Below are 14199 nucleotides of genomic sequence, written 5' to 3'. Positions count from 1 at the left end.
TACGGTCCAGTGCGGGTCGCGTCCGGGAGACGGTTCGGTCATGTGCGGGCTCCGTCGCTTGCGGTTCCCGTCGGGGCCGTCATCTCCACCAGCTTGACCACGGTGTTCCAGTTGCGCGAGGTGGCGATGACGCCGTTGGTGAGGGAGGGACGGGACAGGGCATCGGCGAGTCTGGACCGGCCCAGTCCGTCGGGGGCGTAGAGGTAGAGCGCGCGGTCGCCGAGCCGGAAATCCTCGGGGAGGAAGGCCGCCGGGTCGATCCCGGCGAAGCGGTCGGCGTCGACCGGCTGCCCGTAGTAGGTGATGTGCAGCTGCCTGCCTTCGAGTTCGGCGGCCGGGAACGGGCAGGCTGCGGCAACTGCCGCGAGGTAGGCGCCGTCCCGGACCAGACAGGGGACCGGGAAGCCGAACCGCTTCTCGATGGCCCGCTCCAGCTCGGCGGCGAGTGCGTCCTCGTCGTCCAAGGGACTGCTGAAGACGGCGTTGCCGCTCTGCAAGTGGGTGCGGACGTCCCCGTGGCCCAGTTCGGTGAGCAACCGTGCGGAGTTCGGCCATCGGAACCCTCTTGTGGCCGCTCACATTGATCCCGCGCAACAGCGCCGCGTACATCGTCATGGGCACACCATAGGACGATCTGTACGCGCAGTGCGGCCGCCGCGCCCCGTGGGGGAGGGCGCGGCGGCCGCCGATTGCGTTGCGTCCGGGCGTCTGCTGCCCGGTCACGGCTGCGGGGGTCGGTTACTCAACGACCTTCAGCAGCTTGTTCGGCGTGCCCTCGGTGGCGTTGGAGATCGCGTCGGGGGTGGCTCCGTCGGTCAGTGCCGTGGCGACCTCCTCCGGGGTGGCGTCCGGGTGTTCGGCGAGGTAGACGGCGGCGGCACCGACGACGTGCGGGGTCGCCATGGACGTACCGGAGATGGTGTCGGAACCGTCGTCGCTGTCGTTCCAGGCCGAGGTGATGTCCGATCCGGGAGCGTAGATGTCCACGATCGAGCCGTAGTTGGAGAACGACGACTGCTCGTCGTCCACCGTGGACGAGGCGACCGTGATGGCCTCCGGGACGCGGGCCGGGGAGCTCTCGCTCGCGTCGGCGGATTCGTTTCCGGCGGCCACCGCGAAGGTGACTCCGGAGGCGATGGCCTTCTGGACCGCGGTGTCGAGCGCCTCGTCCACGCCGCCGCCGAGGCTCATGTTGGCGACCGACGGGCCCTCGTGGTTCTCGGTGACCCAGTCGATGCCGGCGACGACCTGCTCGGTGGTGCCCGAGCCGGAGTCGTCGAGGACCCGCACAGCGACGATCTTCGCCTGCTTGGCAACCCCGTAGCTCGCTCCGGCGATGGTGCCCGCCACGTGGGTGCCGTGGCCGTTGCCGTCGTCTGCGCTGTCGTCGTTGTCGACGGCGTCGAATCCCGAGCTGGCCCGGCCCTCGAATTCGTTGTGCGTGGTGCGGACGCCGGTGTCGATGACGTATGCGGTGACACCCTCGCCCGCGCTGTCCGGGTAGGTGTACGCGTCATCGCCGGCCGTCTCGGTCTGGTCGATGCGGTCCAGCCCCCAGGACGGCGGGTAGTCCTGGGTGGCGTTTATGTGGAATTTCTTGTTCTGGACGACCTTGGAGACGGCCGGGTCGGCCGCCAGGCGCTTGGCCTCGGTCAGTGAAAGGCCGCTGGCCGAGAAGCCGTTGATGGCGGAGTTGTAGTTCCGCTTGAGCTTGCCGCCGTACTCCTTGGCGAGCTTCGCCTTGTCGGCCTTCTGGTCCAGCATCACGATGTAGCTGCCCGAGACGGCGGTCGCCGCGTCCGCACCGTAGACGGTGCCTATGGCGGGCGCAGGAGCGGCGCCGGCGAGCGAGGTGCCCATCAGGGTGACTCCGACCGCTGCGGCCACTGCGGTTGTCGCCGCGGTCAGCTTGATCCGGCGTGCGCGCTTGTGAATTGCCATGAAGAGGGGTCTCCTCGTCATTCTTTGTGGGGGGATTGACCCCCGGCCGGAAGATCTCCGGGGGTTGGCTCGAAACCCTCGCCGATTGACGCGCTCAGATCAAGGCCTTCATGACGCTGTGACTTATTCAATAAGGCTTCGTAATAAGAAACAGGCCAGCCGTGCCCAAGTCGGGCACGGTCGCCGCAACGTCCGTCGCGCACGCGGGGCTTACGGCACCACCGGCACACTTCACACGTGGGAAGACGAACCCCGCCCGACTGCACGGACGGACGAGAGGATGGCTTGTTTCCACCCCCGTGTTCACAGAGCCCTCACGAGGTAACCACGTTGAGGTCGACCTCGGACGATCCGGACCTCGGAGACCCCCCTCAGCCCGGCGAGGGGCGGCGTCGCCGACGTCCCCATGGTCGGCCGCCGAAGTCACCCTGAACTCACAGGAAACTCATGGTACCTTCACACAATTACCGGCACCTTACCCGTGATTGAACGGCGACAGCGGTATCGCAGCCGGCGCAATGGGCTGTGCCCCGGATCACTTTGGAGAGCATGACGATGGCCGGCCCCACCGTTTCGGTGATTATCGCTGCGTACAACGCGATGCCCTATCTGACGCGGTGCATCACGTCCGTCGCCGAGCAGAGCATCGGCCGGGACACCCTGGAGGTCATCGTCGTCAACGACGGGTCGACCGACGGAACGCCCCAGGAACTCGAGCGGCTGACCGGCGTCCACCCGGGCCTTCTGCGCGTCATCCACCAGGAGAACTCCGGCGGCCCGTCCGCGCCCCGCAATGTCGGCCTCGACCAAGCCCGGGGACAGTTCGTCTTCTTCCTCGACGCCGACGACTATCTCGGGCCCGAGGCGCTGGAGCGCATGGTCGCCCTGGCCGAGGAGAACGGCACCGATGTCGTCCTCGGCAAAATGGTCGGCGTCGGGGGCCGTGGTGCGCCCACCTCGATGTTCCGGCGCAACCAGCCGAAGACCGACGTCTACTCGTCACGCGTCTACTGGACGCTCAATCCCATGAAGCTGTTCCGCCGCGAGCTGCTGGAACGGTACCGGCTGCGGTTCCCGACGGACCTGAAGATCGGCGAGGACCAGCTGTTCGTCGGCCCGGCGTACATCCACGCCTCCGGCATATCCGTACTGGCCGACTACGACTGCCTGTTCTGGGTCGAGCGGGACGACAACGGCAACATCACCAAGCGGACCTCGGGATCGGAGCCCCGGCTGCGCTTCCTGCCGCGCGTCGTCGACATGATCCTCGAGAACGTGCCGCCGGGTCCCGGCCGCGACCACCTGGCCCACCGGCACCTGACCGTCGAGGTCCAGCAACTGCTCGGCGGGCACCTGGTGTGGGAACCCCGCGAGACACAGGTCAAGACGCTGAGGCGGCTCGCCGAGATCATCGAACCCCTCTGGCACGACGGCCTGGCCGACCGGCTCTCGGCGATGGCGCGGCTGCGGCTGCACCTCGTGCGCCACCAGATGCTCGACGAGGTCCTCGAACTCACCGCGTTCGAGAAGCGGCTGGCCAAGTCCGCGTCCGCCACCCCGCTCGTCGTTGAGCAGGGCCGCGCCTACGCCCAGTACCCCTTCTTCCGCGACCCCGCCGCAGCCGTCCCCGACGCGTGCTACGACGTCACCGCCCAGGTCGGCGTGCGGCACCATGTCGCGCGGGCCGAACTACGCGGCACCGAGCTGCGGTTGGCCGGGCACGCGTATCTGCACCGGGTAGCCACCGATGACGTCACCACCGAGCTGGTGCTGCGGGAACGCGGCAGCGGGACCGCGCACCGGCTGCCCGTCACGCACACCGCGACCCCCGGGCTCGGCGCCGACGAGGACGCGGGACGGTACGCGTACGAGAAGGCCGGGTTCGAGGCCGTCGTCGACATCGACACCGCCGCCGGGAGCGCCCCGCTCAGCGATGGGCTGTGGGACGTGTCGCTGGCCGTGGGCGCCCAGAGGCTGACCCGCGAGGTGCGGATCGGCAGCAGGCGCGCCGAGCAGCTGTCCGGCGAGCCGGACACTCGGATCGTGGAGAGCGCACGCGGCGCCCGTGCCGTCACCCTCTACACCACCAAGCCGCACGGCAACTACACCCTCGACCTCGGCGAGAAGAAGCACCGCTTACGGTCCCACTTCACGTTCGAGGCCGTTCGCTGGAACGCCAGCTCCCCCACCGAGCTGCTGGTCAGCGGGCGCTGCACGCTCGGCGCGTCCCCCAAGGCCGCCCCCCTCGTCGCGGCCCTGACCGGTGACGGCGGGGCCACCGCCGTCTTCCCCGTCATTCGCTCCCCGCACGCGGACCTGTTCTCCGTCCACGTGCCCGTCTGCGACCTCGCCCCGGGCGTATGGAGCGGGGAACTCCGCCTCGGCGACTGGTCGGTGCCCCTGCCCGCCCTCCCCAAGGACCTGGAGCCCGTCAAGTGGCGCCGCTGGGGCCTGCCCTGGTACGCAAAGCCGGTGTCCGGCGCCGGCAAGCGGTTCGCGCTGACCGTGGCGAAGACGCAGCTCATGAAGGCGGTGGCGGGCAAGCTCAGATGACGGCCGCCGATCACCGACGTAGCCCGCGACGCAGGTTCCGGTTTTCTGCTTGATTCCACCCCGCCCGTCAGGCGGGGAGTTCGGCCTCGATGAGGTCGGCCGCCCGCTTCGTTCCGCCCTCCCCCGCCATCCGCTCCCGCACGGCCGCGGCTCTCTTCGCCACCTCGGGTTCGCCCACCAGCCCGAGCACGGCGGCCCGCAGCGACTCGGGAGTCACCTCCGCCATCGGGAGGTGGCGCGCGACGCCGAGCGCCTGGAGCATGTCGGCGTTGCCGAACTGGTCGACGGCCTGCGGCACGGCGACCATCGGGGTGGCGGTGGCGAGCCCCTCCTGACTGCCCCCGGCGCCCGCGTGGGTGATGAAGACGTCCGCCTGCTTCAGCACGGAGAGCTGCGGCACCCAGGGGCACACCTCCACATTGGCTGGTACGTCACCCAGTTCGGCGGCGTCGACCCAGGCCCCGATCTGGAGCACGACGTGCCAGCCGGGCAGGGAGCCGAAGGCGGTGATGCAGTCGCGGTAGAACCCGGGCTGGTTGGTGAAGGTCGAGCCGAGCGAGACCAGCAGCACCTTCTCGACGCCCGCGGGGCGCTGCCACTCCCCCTGGTCGGCGCGGTCGCCCTGGCAGGCACCCACGAAGGTGTGGACCGTCCTGTCGACGCGGTCGGCATTCGGCTGGAGCACCTCGGGGATCAGGACGAGCGACCGCGGCGGCCGGCCGACGAACGGATCCGGGTGCCGGTCGATCCCGTTCTCGGTGAGCCAGTCCTGGAAGCGCCGGTAGTACGCCCGTCCGCGCTCGGACCGCTTCAGCTCGGCGGTCATCGGCTCGCCGACCTCTTCCTCGTATCCGTCCCAGGCGACCAGATTGGGCGAGAGGGAGACGGCGGGCACGCCCCAGCGGTGGGCGAGGACCCGCGCCGGGTAGGAGGTGATGTCGTGCAGGACGAGGTCGGGCTCGTCCCCGTCGAAGGCCTTGATGAGCTGAGGCAGCGCCTGGACGGCGTCGTCGAGGAAGGGTTCGAGGTTGTCGATCAGTTCGGTGCCCCAGGCCTCCGGGGCCTCTTCGGACGGCAGAACCGAGGTATAGAGCACTGGTTCGGCACCGGTGGCGGCGACCTTCTCGGCGAAGGAGGCCGGGATGGCGTAACTGACGTGGTGCCCACGGGCGACAAGCTCCCGGATGACTTCCAGGCTCGGGTTCACGTGCCCGTGGGCGGCGATGGAGAACATGGCGATATGGGCGCGCTCGGTATTCGTCATGCCCTCACCATAGGCGAGACGAGACGTCTCGTGCATGTCGTTTTCGGGACGTCTCAGCGCTGATAGCGGGCCAGCACCCGGTTTCCGTCGACGACCAGACGCTTCCTCAGCTCCTTCGCTCCGATCGCCCCGCTGTAGTACTCCTGGAGGGCGGGCGTGGCGACCTTGTCCTTCCATTCCGGGTAGCCTCGGACCGACTGGGCGGGCGCCGGGCGGAGCCCCTTCGCCACGGCGACACCGGTTGCCCAGCCGTCCTCGTCGGTGTGCAGGGACGGGTCGGCGAGGGCCTCGGTGCCGGTCGGGAGCATCCAGTCGCCCTTGGCGAGGCGCACCATGTTCTGCGGCCGGAGAAGGAAGTCGATGAACTGCGCGGCCTCCTTCTTGTGCGGGCTCGCCTCCGAGACGGAGAGGGTCTGCGGGCTCACTCCCTGAGCGAGACCCCCGCTGCCGACCGGGGCGGGCAGAACCGTCCACTCGAAGCCCTCGGGAGCCTGTTCGGCGACCTGCTGGCGGTACGAGAAGCCCAGCGGAACCATCGCGTACTTGCCGCCGAAGAATCCGGGGAGGGCGTCGGAGCCACCCATGCCGAGCGTGGTGCGGGCGGCACTGCGGTCGGTGTTGACCTGGTCGTTTATGGTGCCGGGGACGACCTGGTCCCCCTCGCCCGCCCGGATGGTCACCTTGCCGTCGGCACCGCGGTGGAAGAGCTCGCCACCGGCGGAGAGACCGAGGTTGAGGGTGACGGAGACGGGCTCCTTGAGCGGCCAGGCGACGCCGTATCTCCCCTTGCCCGTCAGTTCCTTGGTGATCTGCCGGAACTCGGTCCAGCTCCAGGGTCTCTCCGGCGTCGGGATGCGGACTCCCGACTCCTTGAGAATCCTGGTGTTGGCGATCAGGACGCGGGGCTCCTGGAGGAACGGCACCCCGTAGACGCCGTCGCCGAAGGTGGTGGTCCGCCAGCTCTGTTGCGGGATGTCGGCGGTCAGCCGGTCCGGGAGGAGCGTCCGCAGATCGGCGAGGTAGCCGCCGTACGCGAAGTCGGCGAGGTCGTCGGAGGCGTCATGGATGACATCCGGCGCCTCGTCGCCCTCGAAGGAGGTGAGCAGCTGGTCGTGGACGGTGTCCCAGCTGCCCTGGACGTAGCTGACATGGATGTCGGGGTGGGTTTCGTTCCACTCCTTCACCAGTTGCTTGTTGGCGTCGACGGACTCCTTCTGCCAGGCCAGCGACTGGAAGCTGAGCTCGGTCCGTCCGTTGCCGTCCCCGCCGTCGCCCGTCCCCGAGCAGCCGGTGAGCAGCAGGACCAGTGCCGTGGCCACGGCGGCCGCCGTCGTCGTCACGGATGCGCGCATCAGCTCTTCACCGCCCCGGCCAGCAGGGAGCCCGTGATCCGCCGCTGGATGACCGCGAAAATGACCAGCGAGGGAAGGGTCGCGAGGAACGCGGCAGCGGCCAGCGGCCCGAGATCGGCCGCGCCCTCCGCCCCGATGAAGTGGGTCAGTACGACCGGCAAGGTCTGCTTCTCCGGTGTCTTGAGCAGGACGAGTGCGAAGAAGAACTCGTTCCACGCGGTGATGAACGCGAAGAGTGCGGTGGCGACGATGCCGGGGGCCAGCAGCGGGGCGGTGACCGAGACGAGCGTCCGCAGTCGGCCGGCGCCGTCGACCGAGGCGGCCTCTTCCAGCTCGGCGGGCACGGCCCGTACGTATCCGGCCAGCATCCACAGCGCGAAGGGCAGCGCCCAGACGACGTACACCGTGATCAGCCCCCACAGGGTGTTGATCAGATGGAGATTCTTCAGGATCAGGAAGAGCGGAATGATCAGCAGGACGAAGGGGAACGCCTGGCTGACCACGACCCATCCGGTGGTGGCCGTCGAGAGCCCGGAGCGGTGGCGGGCCATGACATAGGCCATGGGTGTGGCGATGAGGACCGCGACGAGGGCGGCGCAGAGCGCGGCGATCAGCGAATTGGCGGCGGCCTGGAGCAGCGGCTGTTCGTCGAATGCTTTGCGGAAGTTGTCCAGCGTCGGCTGCTCGGGGATCCAGGTGGGGTGCAGGGAGCCCAGTTCTCGCGCCGGCTTGAAGGCGGTGGAGATCAGCCACAGGAACGGGAACGCCAGGAAGACGAGATAGCCGAGCAGTGCGACGTACTGTCCGGCACGTGCGAATCTGCTGGTCCGCAGGCTCACCGGTCCTCGCCTCCCCTGAGTCGGCCGACGAGATACACCGCGAGGATCACGGAGATCACCGCGACCATCACACAGCCCATCGCCGCGGCGTAGCCGAACTGTCCGTAGCGGAAGGCCTCTTCGTACGCGAAGAGCATCGGCAGCCGGGTGCGGCCGCCGGGTCCGCCGCTGGTCAGTACGTAGACCAGGGCGAAGGAGTTGAAGTTCCAGATGAAGTTGAGCGCGGTGATGGAGAGCGCGACCGGTCTGAGCACGGGCCAGGTGACCGTGCGGAAGCGGCGCCAGGCACCCGCTCCATCCAGGGCGGCCGCCTCGTGGAGTTCGTGCGGGGTGTTCTGCAGTCCGGCCAGGAGGGCGACGGTGGTCTGGGGCATGCCGGCCCAGACGCCCACGACGATCACGGCGGGCAAGGCGGTGGCGAGTCCGGTGAGCCAGTCCCGCCCGTCGCCGAGGCCGAGATCGCGGATCGTCTCGTTGAGGACGCCCGCGTCCGGGTTGTAGACGAGCCGCCACATGATGCCGACGACCACCTCGGGCATCGCCCACGGAATGATCGCCAGCGCCCGCGCCAGCCAGCGCATGCGCAGATTCTGGTTGAGCAGCAGGGCGAGGCCGAGCGCCAGTACGAACTGCGGGACGGTGACGCCGACCGCCCACACCAGACCGACCCGGAACGAGTCCCAGAACAGGGCGTCGTGCAGCAGGTCCTGGAAATTCAGCCCGCCCACCCACTGGGTGGAGCGGGTGCGGCCGGACTGGGCATCGGTGAAGGCCAGCGCGATGCCGTAGAGGAGCGGGCCGACGCTGAGGATCAGGATCGGGATCAGCGCGGGCAGTACCAGGAACCAGGCGCCGGCGTTCCGGTTGATCGGGCCGGTCCGCTTGTCGTGCGGACTGCCGGGTGGACCATTTCTCCCGGATTGTACGGTTGCACTCGCCAATGTCATGAATTCGCCCCCTTGCGTCATTCGATCGGTTTCATACCGTTCTGGCCGCTCAGGTGGCCCTCGTCATCGTGCTGACGGGCCGTCGGTTCGTCAAGCCAACCTGCACAGATGCGAAAATCGGAGCCATGAACGAGATGCGTGCGCGCGAGGTGCTGACCGCTGCCGGACTGTCCGGCGGTGCGGAGCTGCTCGCGCTGGGTGAGAACGCGGTGTTCGCCGTGGACGACCTTGTGGTCAAGGTCGGCCGGGACGCCGTGCGGAACCCGGAACTGCGGGACCGGGCCGAGCGCGAGGTGGCCGTCGCCCAGTGGCTGGCAGCCTCCGGTGTCCCCGCCGTACGGGTCGCCGAGCCCGGGGCGCGGCTGGTGGAGGGTCATCCGGTGACGCTCTGGCACCGGCTGCCCGACGCCGTACGCCCTCCCGAGCCGCGCGATCTCGCCCCGCTGCTCACCCTGGTCCACGCGCTGCCCGCCCCGGAGGGCTTCACGCTGCCGCGCCGTGAGCTGCTCGGCGGCGTCGAGCGCTGGCTGCGGCTCGCGGGCGACGCGATCGATCCGGCCGACGCCGACTATCTGCGCGGCCGGCGCGACGGCTTCGCGAAGGCCGCGGCGGCCCTTGCCCCGCACCTGCCGCCGGGTCCCATCCACGGCGACGCGCTCCCCCGCAACGTCCACGTCGGCCCGGACGGGCCGGTGCTGGTCGATCTCGAGACCTTCTCCGCCGATCTGCGCGAGCACGATCTGGTGGTCCTCGCGCTCTCCCGCGACCGGTACGGCCTGCCCGCCCATGCCTACGACGCGTTCACCGAAGCGTACGGCTGGGACGTGCGTACCTGGGAAGGATGCGCGGTTCTGCGCGGCGCCCGCGAGACGGCGAGTTGCGCCTGGGTCTCCCAGCACGCCCCGGCGAACCCCAAGGCGCTGACGGAATTCCGGCGCAGGGTGGCGTCACTGCGCGCGGACGACCCCGAGGTGCGCTGGTACCGTTTCTAGCCAGTGTGCATGAGTGGGTCCTGGACCCACTGGTGCGTTCTGGGCGCATCCCGAACGGTTTTGGATGCGCTGGGTTGCCGCTTTCTCGTCCCGTTCGGCGGCACGTCTCCGGGGGCGTGGTCCGTTGCGGGTGGGCGGGTTCCCTCACGCCCCCGGTCACCTGGTCCGGCCTGGACGGTCCGATGCCCCGCACGATCACTCCGGTCGTGTGGGGGCGGTGCCGTCCGACGCCGGATCGGGTGTCCGAGGGCGCGTCGTCCGATCGCGATACCGGCGGCATCGTGACGGGACATCTCTCGCTTGGGGGTGGCCAGTGGCTTCTGCCAGTGCTGGGCACCCCACAAGGAGGTATAGGCGGGGTCGACCGCGATGATCGCGAGGCCCTGTTCGGCGGCCATGGAGACCAGCCGGGCCTTGAGCTTCCCGGTCGGGATGCCGGAGATCAGCTGCCGGAACCGCTTCTTGCGGCCGTGCTTCTCGCGGGTCTTCTCGGTGGTGAAGTCGAGGTCTTCGATGGCGATCGCGGCGACACCGGCCTGCTTGGCCCAGTTGATCAGCCGGGTCAGGGCGTGGCGGATCTGTGCGTCGCGGCGAGCGGCCGAACCGGACAGGTCGTAGAAGAACCGCCGGGGCTCGCCGATGGGGTTGCCGTGCCGGTCGAGCCGGTAGGCGGCGAAGTGGTCGGCATTGGTGTCGACGCCGATCACGCCCCGGGCGCGGGCCGTCTCCAGCGGGATGGTGTGCACGGCGGGGCGTTGCCAGGAGGCGGTGAGGTACCAGCGGCCACGGCCGGTGTCGAGGTGGATGCGGTAGGCGACGGCCCGGTTCGCGGTGATGCGGTCGGCCCACTCCTGGCCCCGGTGCGCGAACGCCACGGTCGAGGTGAGGGTGTACCGGCCATGAGGGGCGTTGGCCAGGTGTGCGAGCGGGGCGGGCAGTTTGATGCTGACCTCGCCGTCCGGGGTGACGCGGATCGTCTCGTTCCCGAACCACTTGCCCGACTCGCCGTCGGCGGCGATGAACCAGCGTTCCGCCTCCCAGCGTTCCCGCCATTGCTCTTCGGTGAGCTGGGCCTGGGTGAGGTGGTGGCGGGTGTTGAGGAGACGTCTGCCGCCCCGTACCACCCGCACCCGTCCGGCCTGCCGGTCGGCGACAACGGCCGCATGCCGTGCCTCCAGCGCGGCAAGGCGGCGGGACTTGTGGAACCACTCACTCCGGGAGCGGTAGCCGCCCGCAGCCCGCTTCGTCCCGGCTTCGCCGATCGGGAGGGACAGGCGGTGCCGCAGCGTCCTGATCCCAGCTTCCAGCGTCTGGATGTGCGCGGCCTGGCAACGGCGCGCCAGCGCCCACTGGTCATGGGTGGCCTTGGTGATCGCACCGGCGATCCGCGACGACGACTGCGCGGTCAGGCCCCGCTTACGCGACGCCCACGTATCCGCGCTGTGCTCCAGACCATCCGCACAACGGGCCCTGAGGTCACGGGAAGCGAGCGCGCCCTGATACTCACCGACCGCACGCAGAACCCCCTCGTCCTGGGGCGTGAGGTGCTTCAGACGGTCCCGGACCGCCACCCCGCAAGGCCCGGGCACCACAAAGGGCGCGGCCGACTCTCGCACACCACCCACCACAACACCCCCTCCCACGAGACCGGACACCCGCTACCCAGTCCAACGAGCACCAGCCGCCAAGGTCACCCATTCGGCCCCAGAACTACCGTTCCCGCCCCGCGAAGCCGCCGACAGCACTCACTCCTGCTCACTACAACGCACTTCAGCTCAGCAAACCGACAGCAGCTCACAGCCCCTTCTGAACGGCGCTTCCCGTCGCGCGGAAGAGCTGGAAACGCGCGGCGGGCCGCCCGCCCGCACCGCCATGCACCCGGTCACTCGGTCACTCGGTCACCCATGCTCCCCGTCGGTCCGCCGAGCGACTTTCACGGGCGTATGCCCTTGTTCGGGCGAGCGCGCGGTGCCGAGTCCCGGGGGCGCCAGTCCGGTGCCCAATTACCCTACGTACTACGCCTCTTGGCCGTGAGGCCGAACAGGTGCGATTGCAACGGGGGTTACCCATGGGAGCCGGAGAAGGCGGCGAGCAGAAGCTCGCGAGTTCGCCCAGCGACAAGAAGCGCGCGACGAAGTACGCGGAAGAGCACCAGATGCCCGACACCCCGGCTGCTGCCCGCATGGCGGCCGACGGTGGATCGGTGCGGACGCCCTTCCTCGCCCCCGTCGCGGCTTCGTAGGACATCCCGCCCGAACGGCCCTTCTTGTACCGACAATCCGACCCCTCATAGGTTGACCTCATGGGATTCTTCGACATGCTGACCGGAACCAAGCGCCCCGAGGACGGGGTCGCGCCCCGCTCAGCCGAGGATTTGCGGGCAGCGCTGCTCAGCCTCAACCGGCCGGATGTCCCGTACATCATCAGCGACGGCGCAGCGCATGACGCCGATCTGGTGGCGGAGTGGCGGATCGCCGAGCCCGCCTGGCAGACCTTCTTCATCGGGTCCCAGCTGACGCACGCCCTCCGGATCCGGATGCGCCTGGTCGCCGAGGTCCCTGAGGTGCGTGCCGTCGAGGAGCAGTGGGAGGTCACCCGCGTCGGGAATCCTCCGCGGCTCCAGACTTCGGCGGAATACGCGCGCGGCGCGGGCAGGACCGTCTCCCGCCGCTGGACGCTCCAACGCGGGGAGAACGGCCGCCTCGAAGCGACGGAGACATTCAGCTTCGACAGCACGCAGCTGACCAACCCTCTGCGGAACGCCGCCCTCGAGTCGGGCTGGACCTGGCGCGGAGTGATCTTCGGTAAGCTGTGAGGTCTACGGGACCACGACTCGCCGCCCGTCCCCCCGGGCTCCTGCCCGGACCGGGGTCGGCCCGGCATGTTCCCGCTTGCTGCCGAAGGTGGGCCGACCGCCCTCCGGGGCATCCGCGGAACACGGTCCCACGTATGCTTCCGGCGACTGCCTTGATCATTCGGAATGGGTCACCCATGACCATAGCCCGCTCGTCCGCAGCGAAGTGGAGCCTCTCGGCCGTGGCCGCCGGCGCGCTGCTCGTCGGCTGCTCGATGTCGGTCAGCGCCGGAAAGTCCGAGCCGAAGCTGTCCTCGGACAAGCTGGCCGCCTCGCTCGCCGACAAGCTCGCCTCCACGACGGGCCAGCCGAAGCCGGACATCACGTGCCCGGAGGGCCTCGCCGGGAAGGTCGGCACCGAAAGCCGGTGCGCGCTCACCGCGGACGACGGCAGCACCCTGGGCGTGACGGTCACCGTCACCTCCGTCGACGGAAAGCAGATCCACTACGACTTCAAGGCCGACGAGACGGCTTCGCCGGCTCCGAACTGACACCGTTCCTAAAGAGGTCGAAGAGCAGTTCCTGACCCCTCGCCCGTCGGATCGCCCTCAACCGCCTGCCGGCTCCCGCCTCCGGGGGATGAGCGGCCAGGCCGGCTCGACGACCGCCGTCGGATCTGCGGTGCGCCTCAGATAGGCCTGCAGGGAGAGCGACTGCTCGGCTGCCGCGCGCACCTGAAGGCCATGCAGGTCCTCCAACGGCATCACGCCGACCGGCTGGTGCTTCTCCCCCATACGCCGCACTACGCGGGCAGCGGCCACGGCGTCCGCCCTCGCGTCGTGCGCGTCGTCGAGCGACACCCCGTAGTGGGCGCACAGCGCGTGGAGGGCCCGCTTCCCCTTCCGGTACTTGTCGACATGCTTGTCGATCACCAACGGATCGATGACGGGCGAAGGCACGTCGCCCAGTCGCTCGCTGACCGACTCGACCGCGTACCGCCGGCACTCACGGTCGAGCAGGGACAGGTCATAGCGTGCGTTCATCACCACCAGCGGCGTCCCTGAGCGCATCCCGTCGGCGACGGCCCGGGTGATCTCCTCGATCGCGGAGGCGGCCGGCACCCCGTGCTCGCGGGCACGTTCCGTCGAGATGCCGTGGATCGCCGATGCCTGCTCGGGTATGGCCACACCCGGATTCAGCAGCCAGGTCCGCTCCTTGGACACGGATCCGTCCGCTTCCAGCCGGACGACCGCCGCCGTCACGATGCGGTCGGTCTCGACATCCGTCCCCGTGGTCTCCAGGTCGAACGCCAGCAACGGCCCGCTGATCCAGCTCATCGGACCGCCCCCACCCCAACGACCGCGGCGGTGGCGATCCGGGCCTCCAGCGGGTCCGTGCCGCTCGTCTTCGGGCCGAAGCCGACCGGGCACTCCTGGTGCCAAATCATCCCGTACCTCCTTCTGTGGTGCGTTCCCCAAGTGATGACCACCTTCGCACGCACCACTGACAACGCTGGA

The 14199-nt window shown here is 69.4% G+C and carries 12 protein-coding genes and 1 pseudogene; 5 read left to right on the top strand and 8 right to left on the bottom strand.

The genetic code is table 11. The features are described from left to right. Positions 1-38: 38 nt before the first annotated feature. Both ACZ3IC_RS09435 and ACZ3IC_RS09430 read right to left on the bottom strand, forming a co-directional pair. Positions 39-615: pseudogene (locus ACZ3IC_RS09435) on the bottom strand (DUF1697 domain-containing protein). Positions 616-738: 123 nt separating this feature from the next. Continuing rightward, the gene (locus ACZ3IC_RS09430; RefSeq protein WP_467414270.1) at positions 739-1941 is read right to left on the bottom strand and encodes a S8 family peptidase; all 1203 of its coding nucleotides are present in this window, start codon (positions 1939-1941) and stop codon (positions 739-741) included. Between the two features lie 549 nt (positions 1942-2490). Between ACZ3IC_RS09430 and ACZ3IC_RS09425 the strand changes: the two genes are divergently transcribed. After that, complete coding sequence (locus ACZ3IC_RS09425) at positions 2491-4494, top strand: glycosyltransferase family 2 protein (RefSeq protein WP_467414267.1); 2004 nt, start codon at positions 2491-2493, stop codon at positions 4492-4494. A 67-nt stretch (positions 4495-4561) separates the two neighbouring features. Here ACZ3IC_RS09425 and mgt read toward each other — a convergent pair whose 3' ends face one another. From mgt to ACZ3IC_RS09405, 4 genes are read right to left on the bottom strand one after another with little or no spacing between them, the layout of a single operon-like run. Then, a complete protein-coding gene (gene mgt, locus ACZ3IC_RS09420) occupies positions 4562-5794 on the bottom strand; it encodes a macrolide-inactivating glycosyltransferase (protein ID WP_467414265.1) in 1233 nt (410 codons plus the stop codon). Between the two features lie 17 nt (positions 5795-5811). After that, entirely contained in the window at positions 5812-7110 is a 1299-nt protein-coding gene (locus ACZ3IC_RS09415; RefSeq protein WP_467414262.1) for an ABC transporter substrate-binding protein, read from the bottom strand. Beyond that, positions 7110-7949, bottom strand: coding sequence for a carbohydrate ABC transporter permease (locus ACZ3IC_RS09410; RefSeq protein WP_467414260.1), 840 nt, complete (start codon positions 7947-7949; stop codon positions 7110-7112). Before ACZ3IC_RS09410 ends, ACZ3IC_RS09415 begins: the two co-directional genes overlap by 1 nt. Beyond that, entirely contained in the window at positions 7946-8896 is a 951-nt protein-coding gene (locus ACZ3IC_RS09405) for a carbohydrate ABC transporter permease (protein WP_467414258.1), read from the bottom strand. Before ACZ3IC_RS09405 ends, ACZ3IC_RS09410 begins: the two co-directional genes overlap by 4 nt. A gap of 125 nt (positions 8897-9021) precedes the next feature. Between ACZ3IC_RS09405 and ACZ3IC_RS09400 the strand changes: the two genes are divergently transcribed. Further along, positions 9022-9888, top strand: a complete 867-nt coding sequence (locus tag ACZ3IC_RS09400; protein ID WP_467414255.1) for a phosphotransferase enzyme family protein — start codon at positions 9022-9024, stop codon at positions 9886-9888. On the opposite strand, the gene ACZ3IC_RS09395 is transcribed toward ACZ3IC_RS09400, so the two are convergent. Then, positions 9885-11513: an IS200/IS605 family accessory protein TnpB-related protein gene (locus ACZ3IC_RS09395; protein ID WP_467414252.1), complete on the bottom strand. Its 1629-nt coding sequence runs from the start codon at positions 11511-11513 to the stop codon at positions 9885-9887. The genes ACZ3IC_RS09400 and ACZ3IC_RS09395 overlap by 4 nt on opposite strands. A gap of 443 nt (positions 11514-11956) precedes the next feature. On the opposite strand from ACZ3IC_RS09395, the gene ACZ3IC_RS09390 reads away from it, so the two are divergent. The 3 genes from ACZ3IC_RS09390 (at position 11957) to ACZ3IC_RS09380 (ending at position 13233) form a co-directional block, all read left to right on the top strand. Then, positions 11957-12130 (top strand): hypothetical protein, encoded by a 174-nt coding sequence (locus ACZ3IC_RS09390; protein WP_467414249.1) that lies wholly within the window; start codon positions 11957-11959, stop codon positions 12128-12130. A 60-nt stretch (positions 12131-12190) separates the two neighbouring features. Continuing rightward, positions 12191-12703 carry a hypothetical protein gene (locus tag ACZ3IC_RS09385; protein WP_467414246.1) on the top strand — a complete coding sequence of 171 codons (513 nt, stop codon included), beginning with the start codon at positions 12191-12193 and terminating at the stop codon, positions 12701-12703. A 176-nt stretch (positions 12704-12879) separates the two neighbouring features. After that, on the top strand, positions 12880-13233 hold the full coding sequence (locus ACZ3IC_RS09380; RefSeq protein ID WP_467414245.1) for a DUF4333 domain-containing protein: 354 nt from the start codon (positions 12880-12882) through the stop codon (positions 13231-13233). A gap of 57 nt (positions 13234-13290) precedes the next feature. Here the strand turns inward: ACZ3IC_RS09380 and ACZ3IC_RS09375 are convergent, their stop codons facing one another. After that, entirely contained in the window at positions 13291-14019 is a 729-nt protein-coding gene (locus ACZ3IC_RS09375) for an exonuclease domain-containing protein (protein WP_467414242.1), read from the bottom strand. Positions 14020-14199 lie beyond the last annotated feature (180 nt).

This window comes from Streptomyces sp. NPDC002958 (assembly GCF_055563255.1).
This window is presented reverse-complemented; position numbering and strand designations above follow the sequence as displayed.

Excerpts from the sequence above, each read along its gene's own strand:
- ACZ3IC_RS09385 (WP_467414246.1), top strand. The coding sequence starts at position 12,191 with ATGGGATTCTTCGACATGCTGACCGGAACCAAGCGCCCCGAGGACGGG.
- mgt (WP_467414265.1), bottom strand. The coding sequence starts at position 5,794 with ATGCACGAGACGTCTCGTCTCGCCTATGGTGAGGGCATGACGAATACC.
- ACZ3IC_RS09380 (WP_467414245.1), top strand. The coding sequence starts at position 12,880 with ATGACCATAGCCCGCTCGTCCGCAGCGAAGTGGAGCCTCTCGGCCGTG.
- ACZ3IC_RS09415 (WP_467414262.1), bottom strand. The coding sequence starts at position 7,110 with ATGCGCGCATCCGTGACGACGACGGCGGCCGCCGTGGCCACGGCACTG.
- ACZ3IC_RS09430 (WP_467414270.1), bottom strand. The coding sequence starts at position 1,941 with ATGGCAATTCACAAGCGCGCACGCCGGATCAAGCTGACCGCGGCGACA.
- ACZ3IC_RS09390 (WP_467414249.1), top strand. The coding sequence starts at position 11,957 with ATGGGAGCCGGAGAAGGCGGCGAGCAGAAGCTCGCGAGTTCGCCCAGC.
- ACZ3IC_RS09375 (WP_467414242.1), bottom strand. The coding sequence starts at position 14,019 with ATGAGCTGGATCAGCGGGCCGTTGCTGGCGTTCGACCTGGAGACCACG.
- ACZ3IC_RS09400 (WP_467414255.1), top strand. The coding sequence starts at position 9,022 with ATGAACGAGATGCGTGCGCGCGAGGTGCTGACCGCTGCCGGACTGTCC.
- ACZ3IC_RS09425 (WP_467414267.1), top strand. The coding sequence starts at position 2,491 with ATGACGATGGCCGGCCCCACCGTTTCGGTGATTATCGCTGCGTACAAC.
- ACZ3IC_RS09405 (WP_467414258.1), bottom strand. The coding sequence starts at position 8,896 with ATGACATTGGCGAGTGCAACCGTACAATCCGGGAGAAATGGTCCACCC.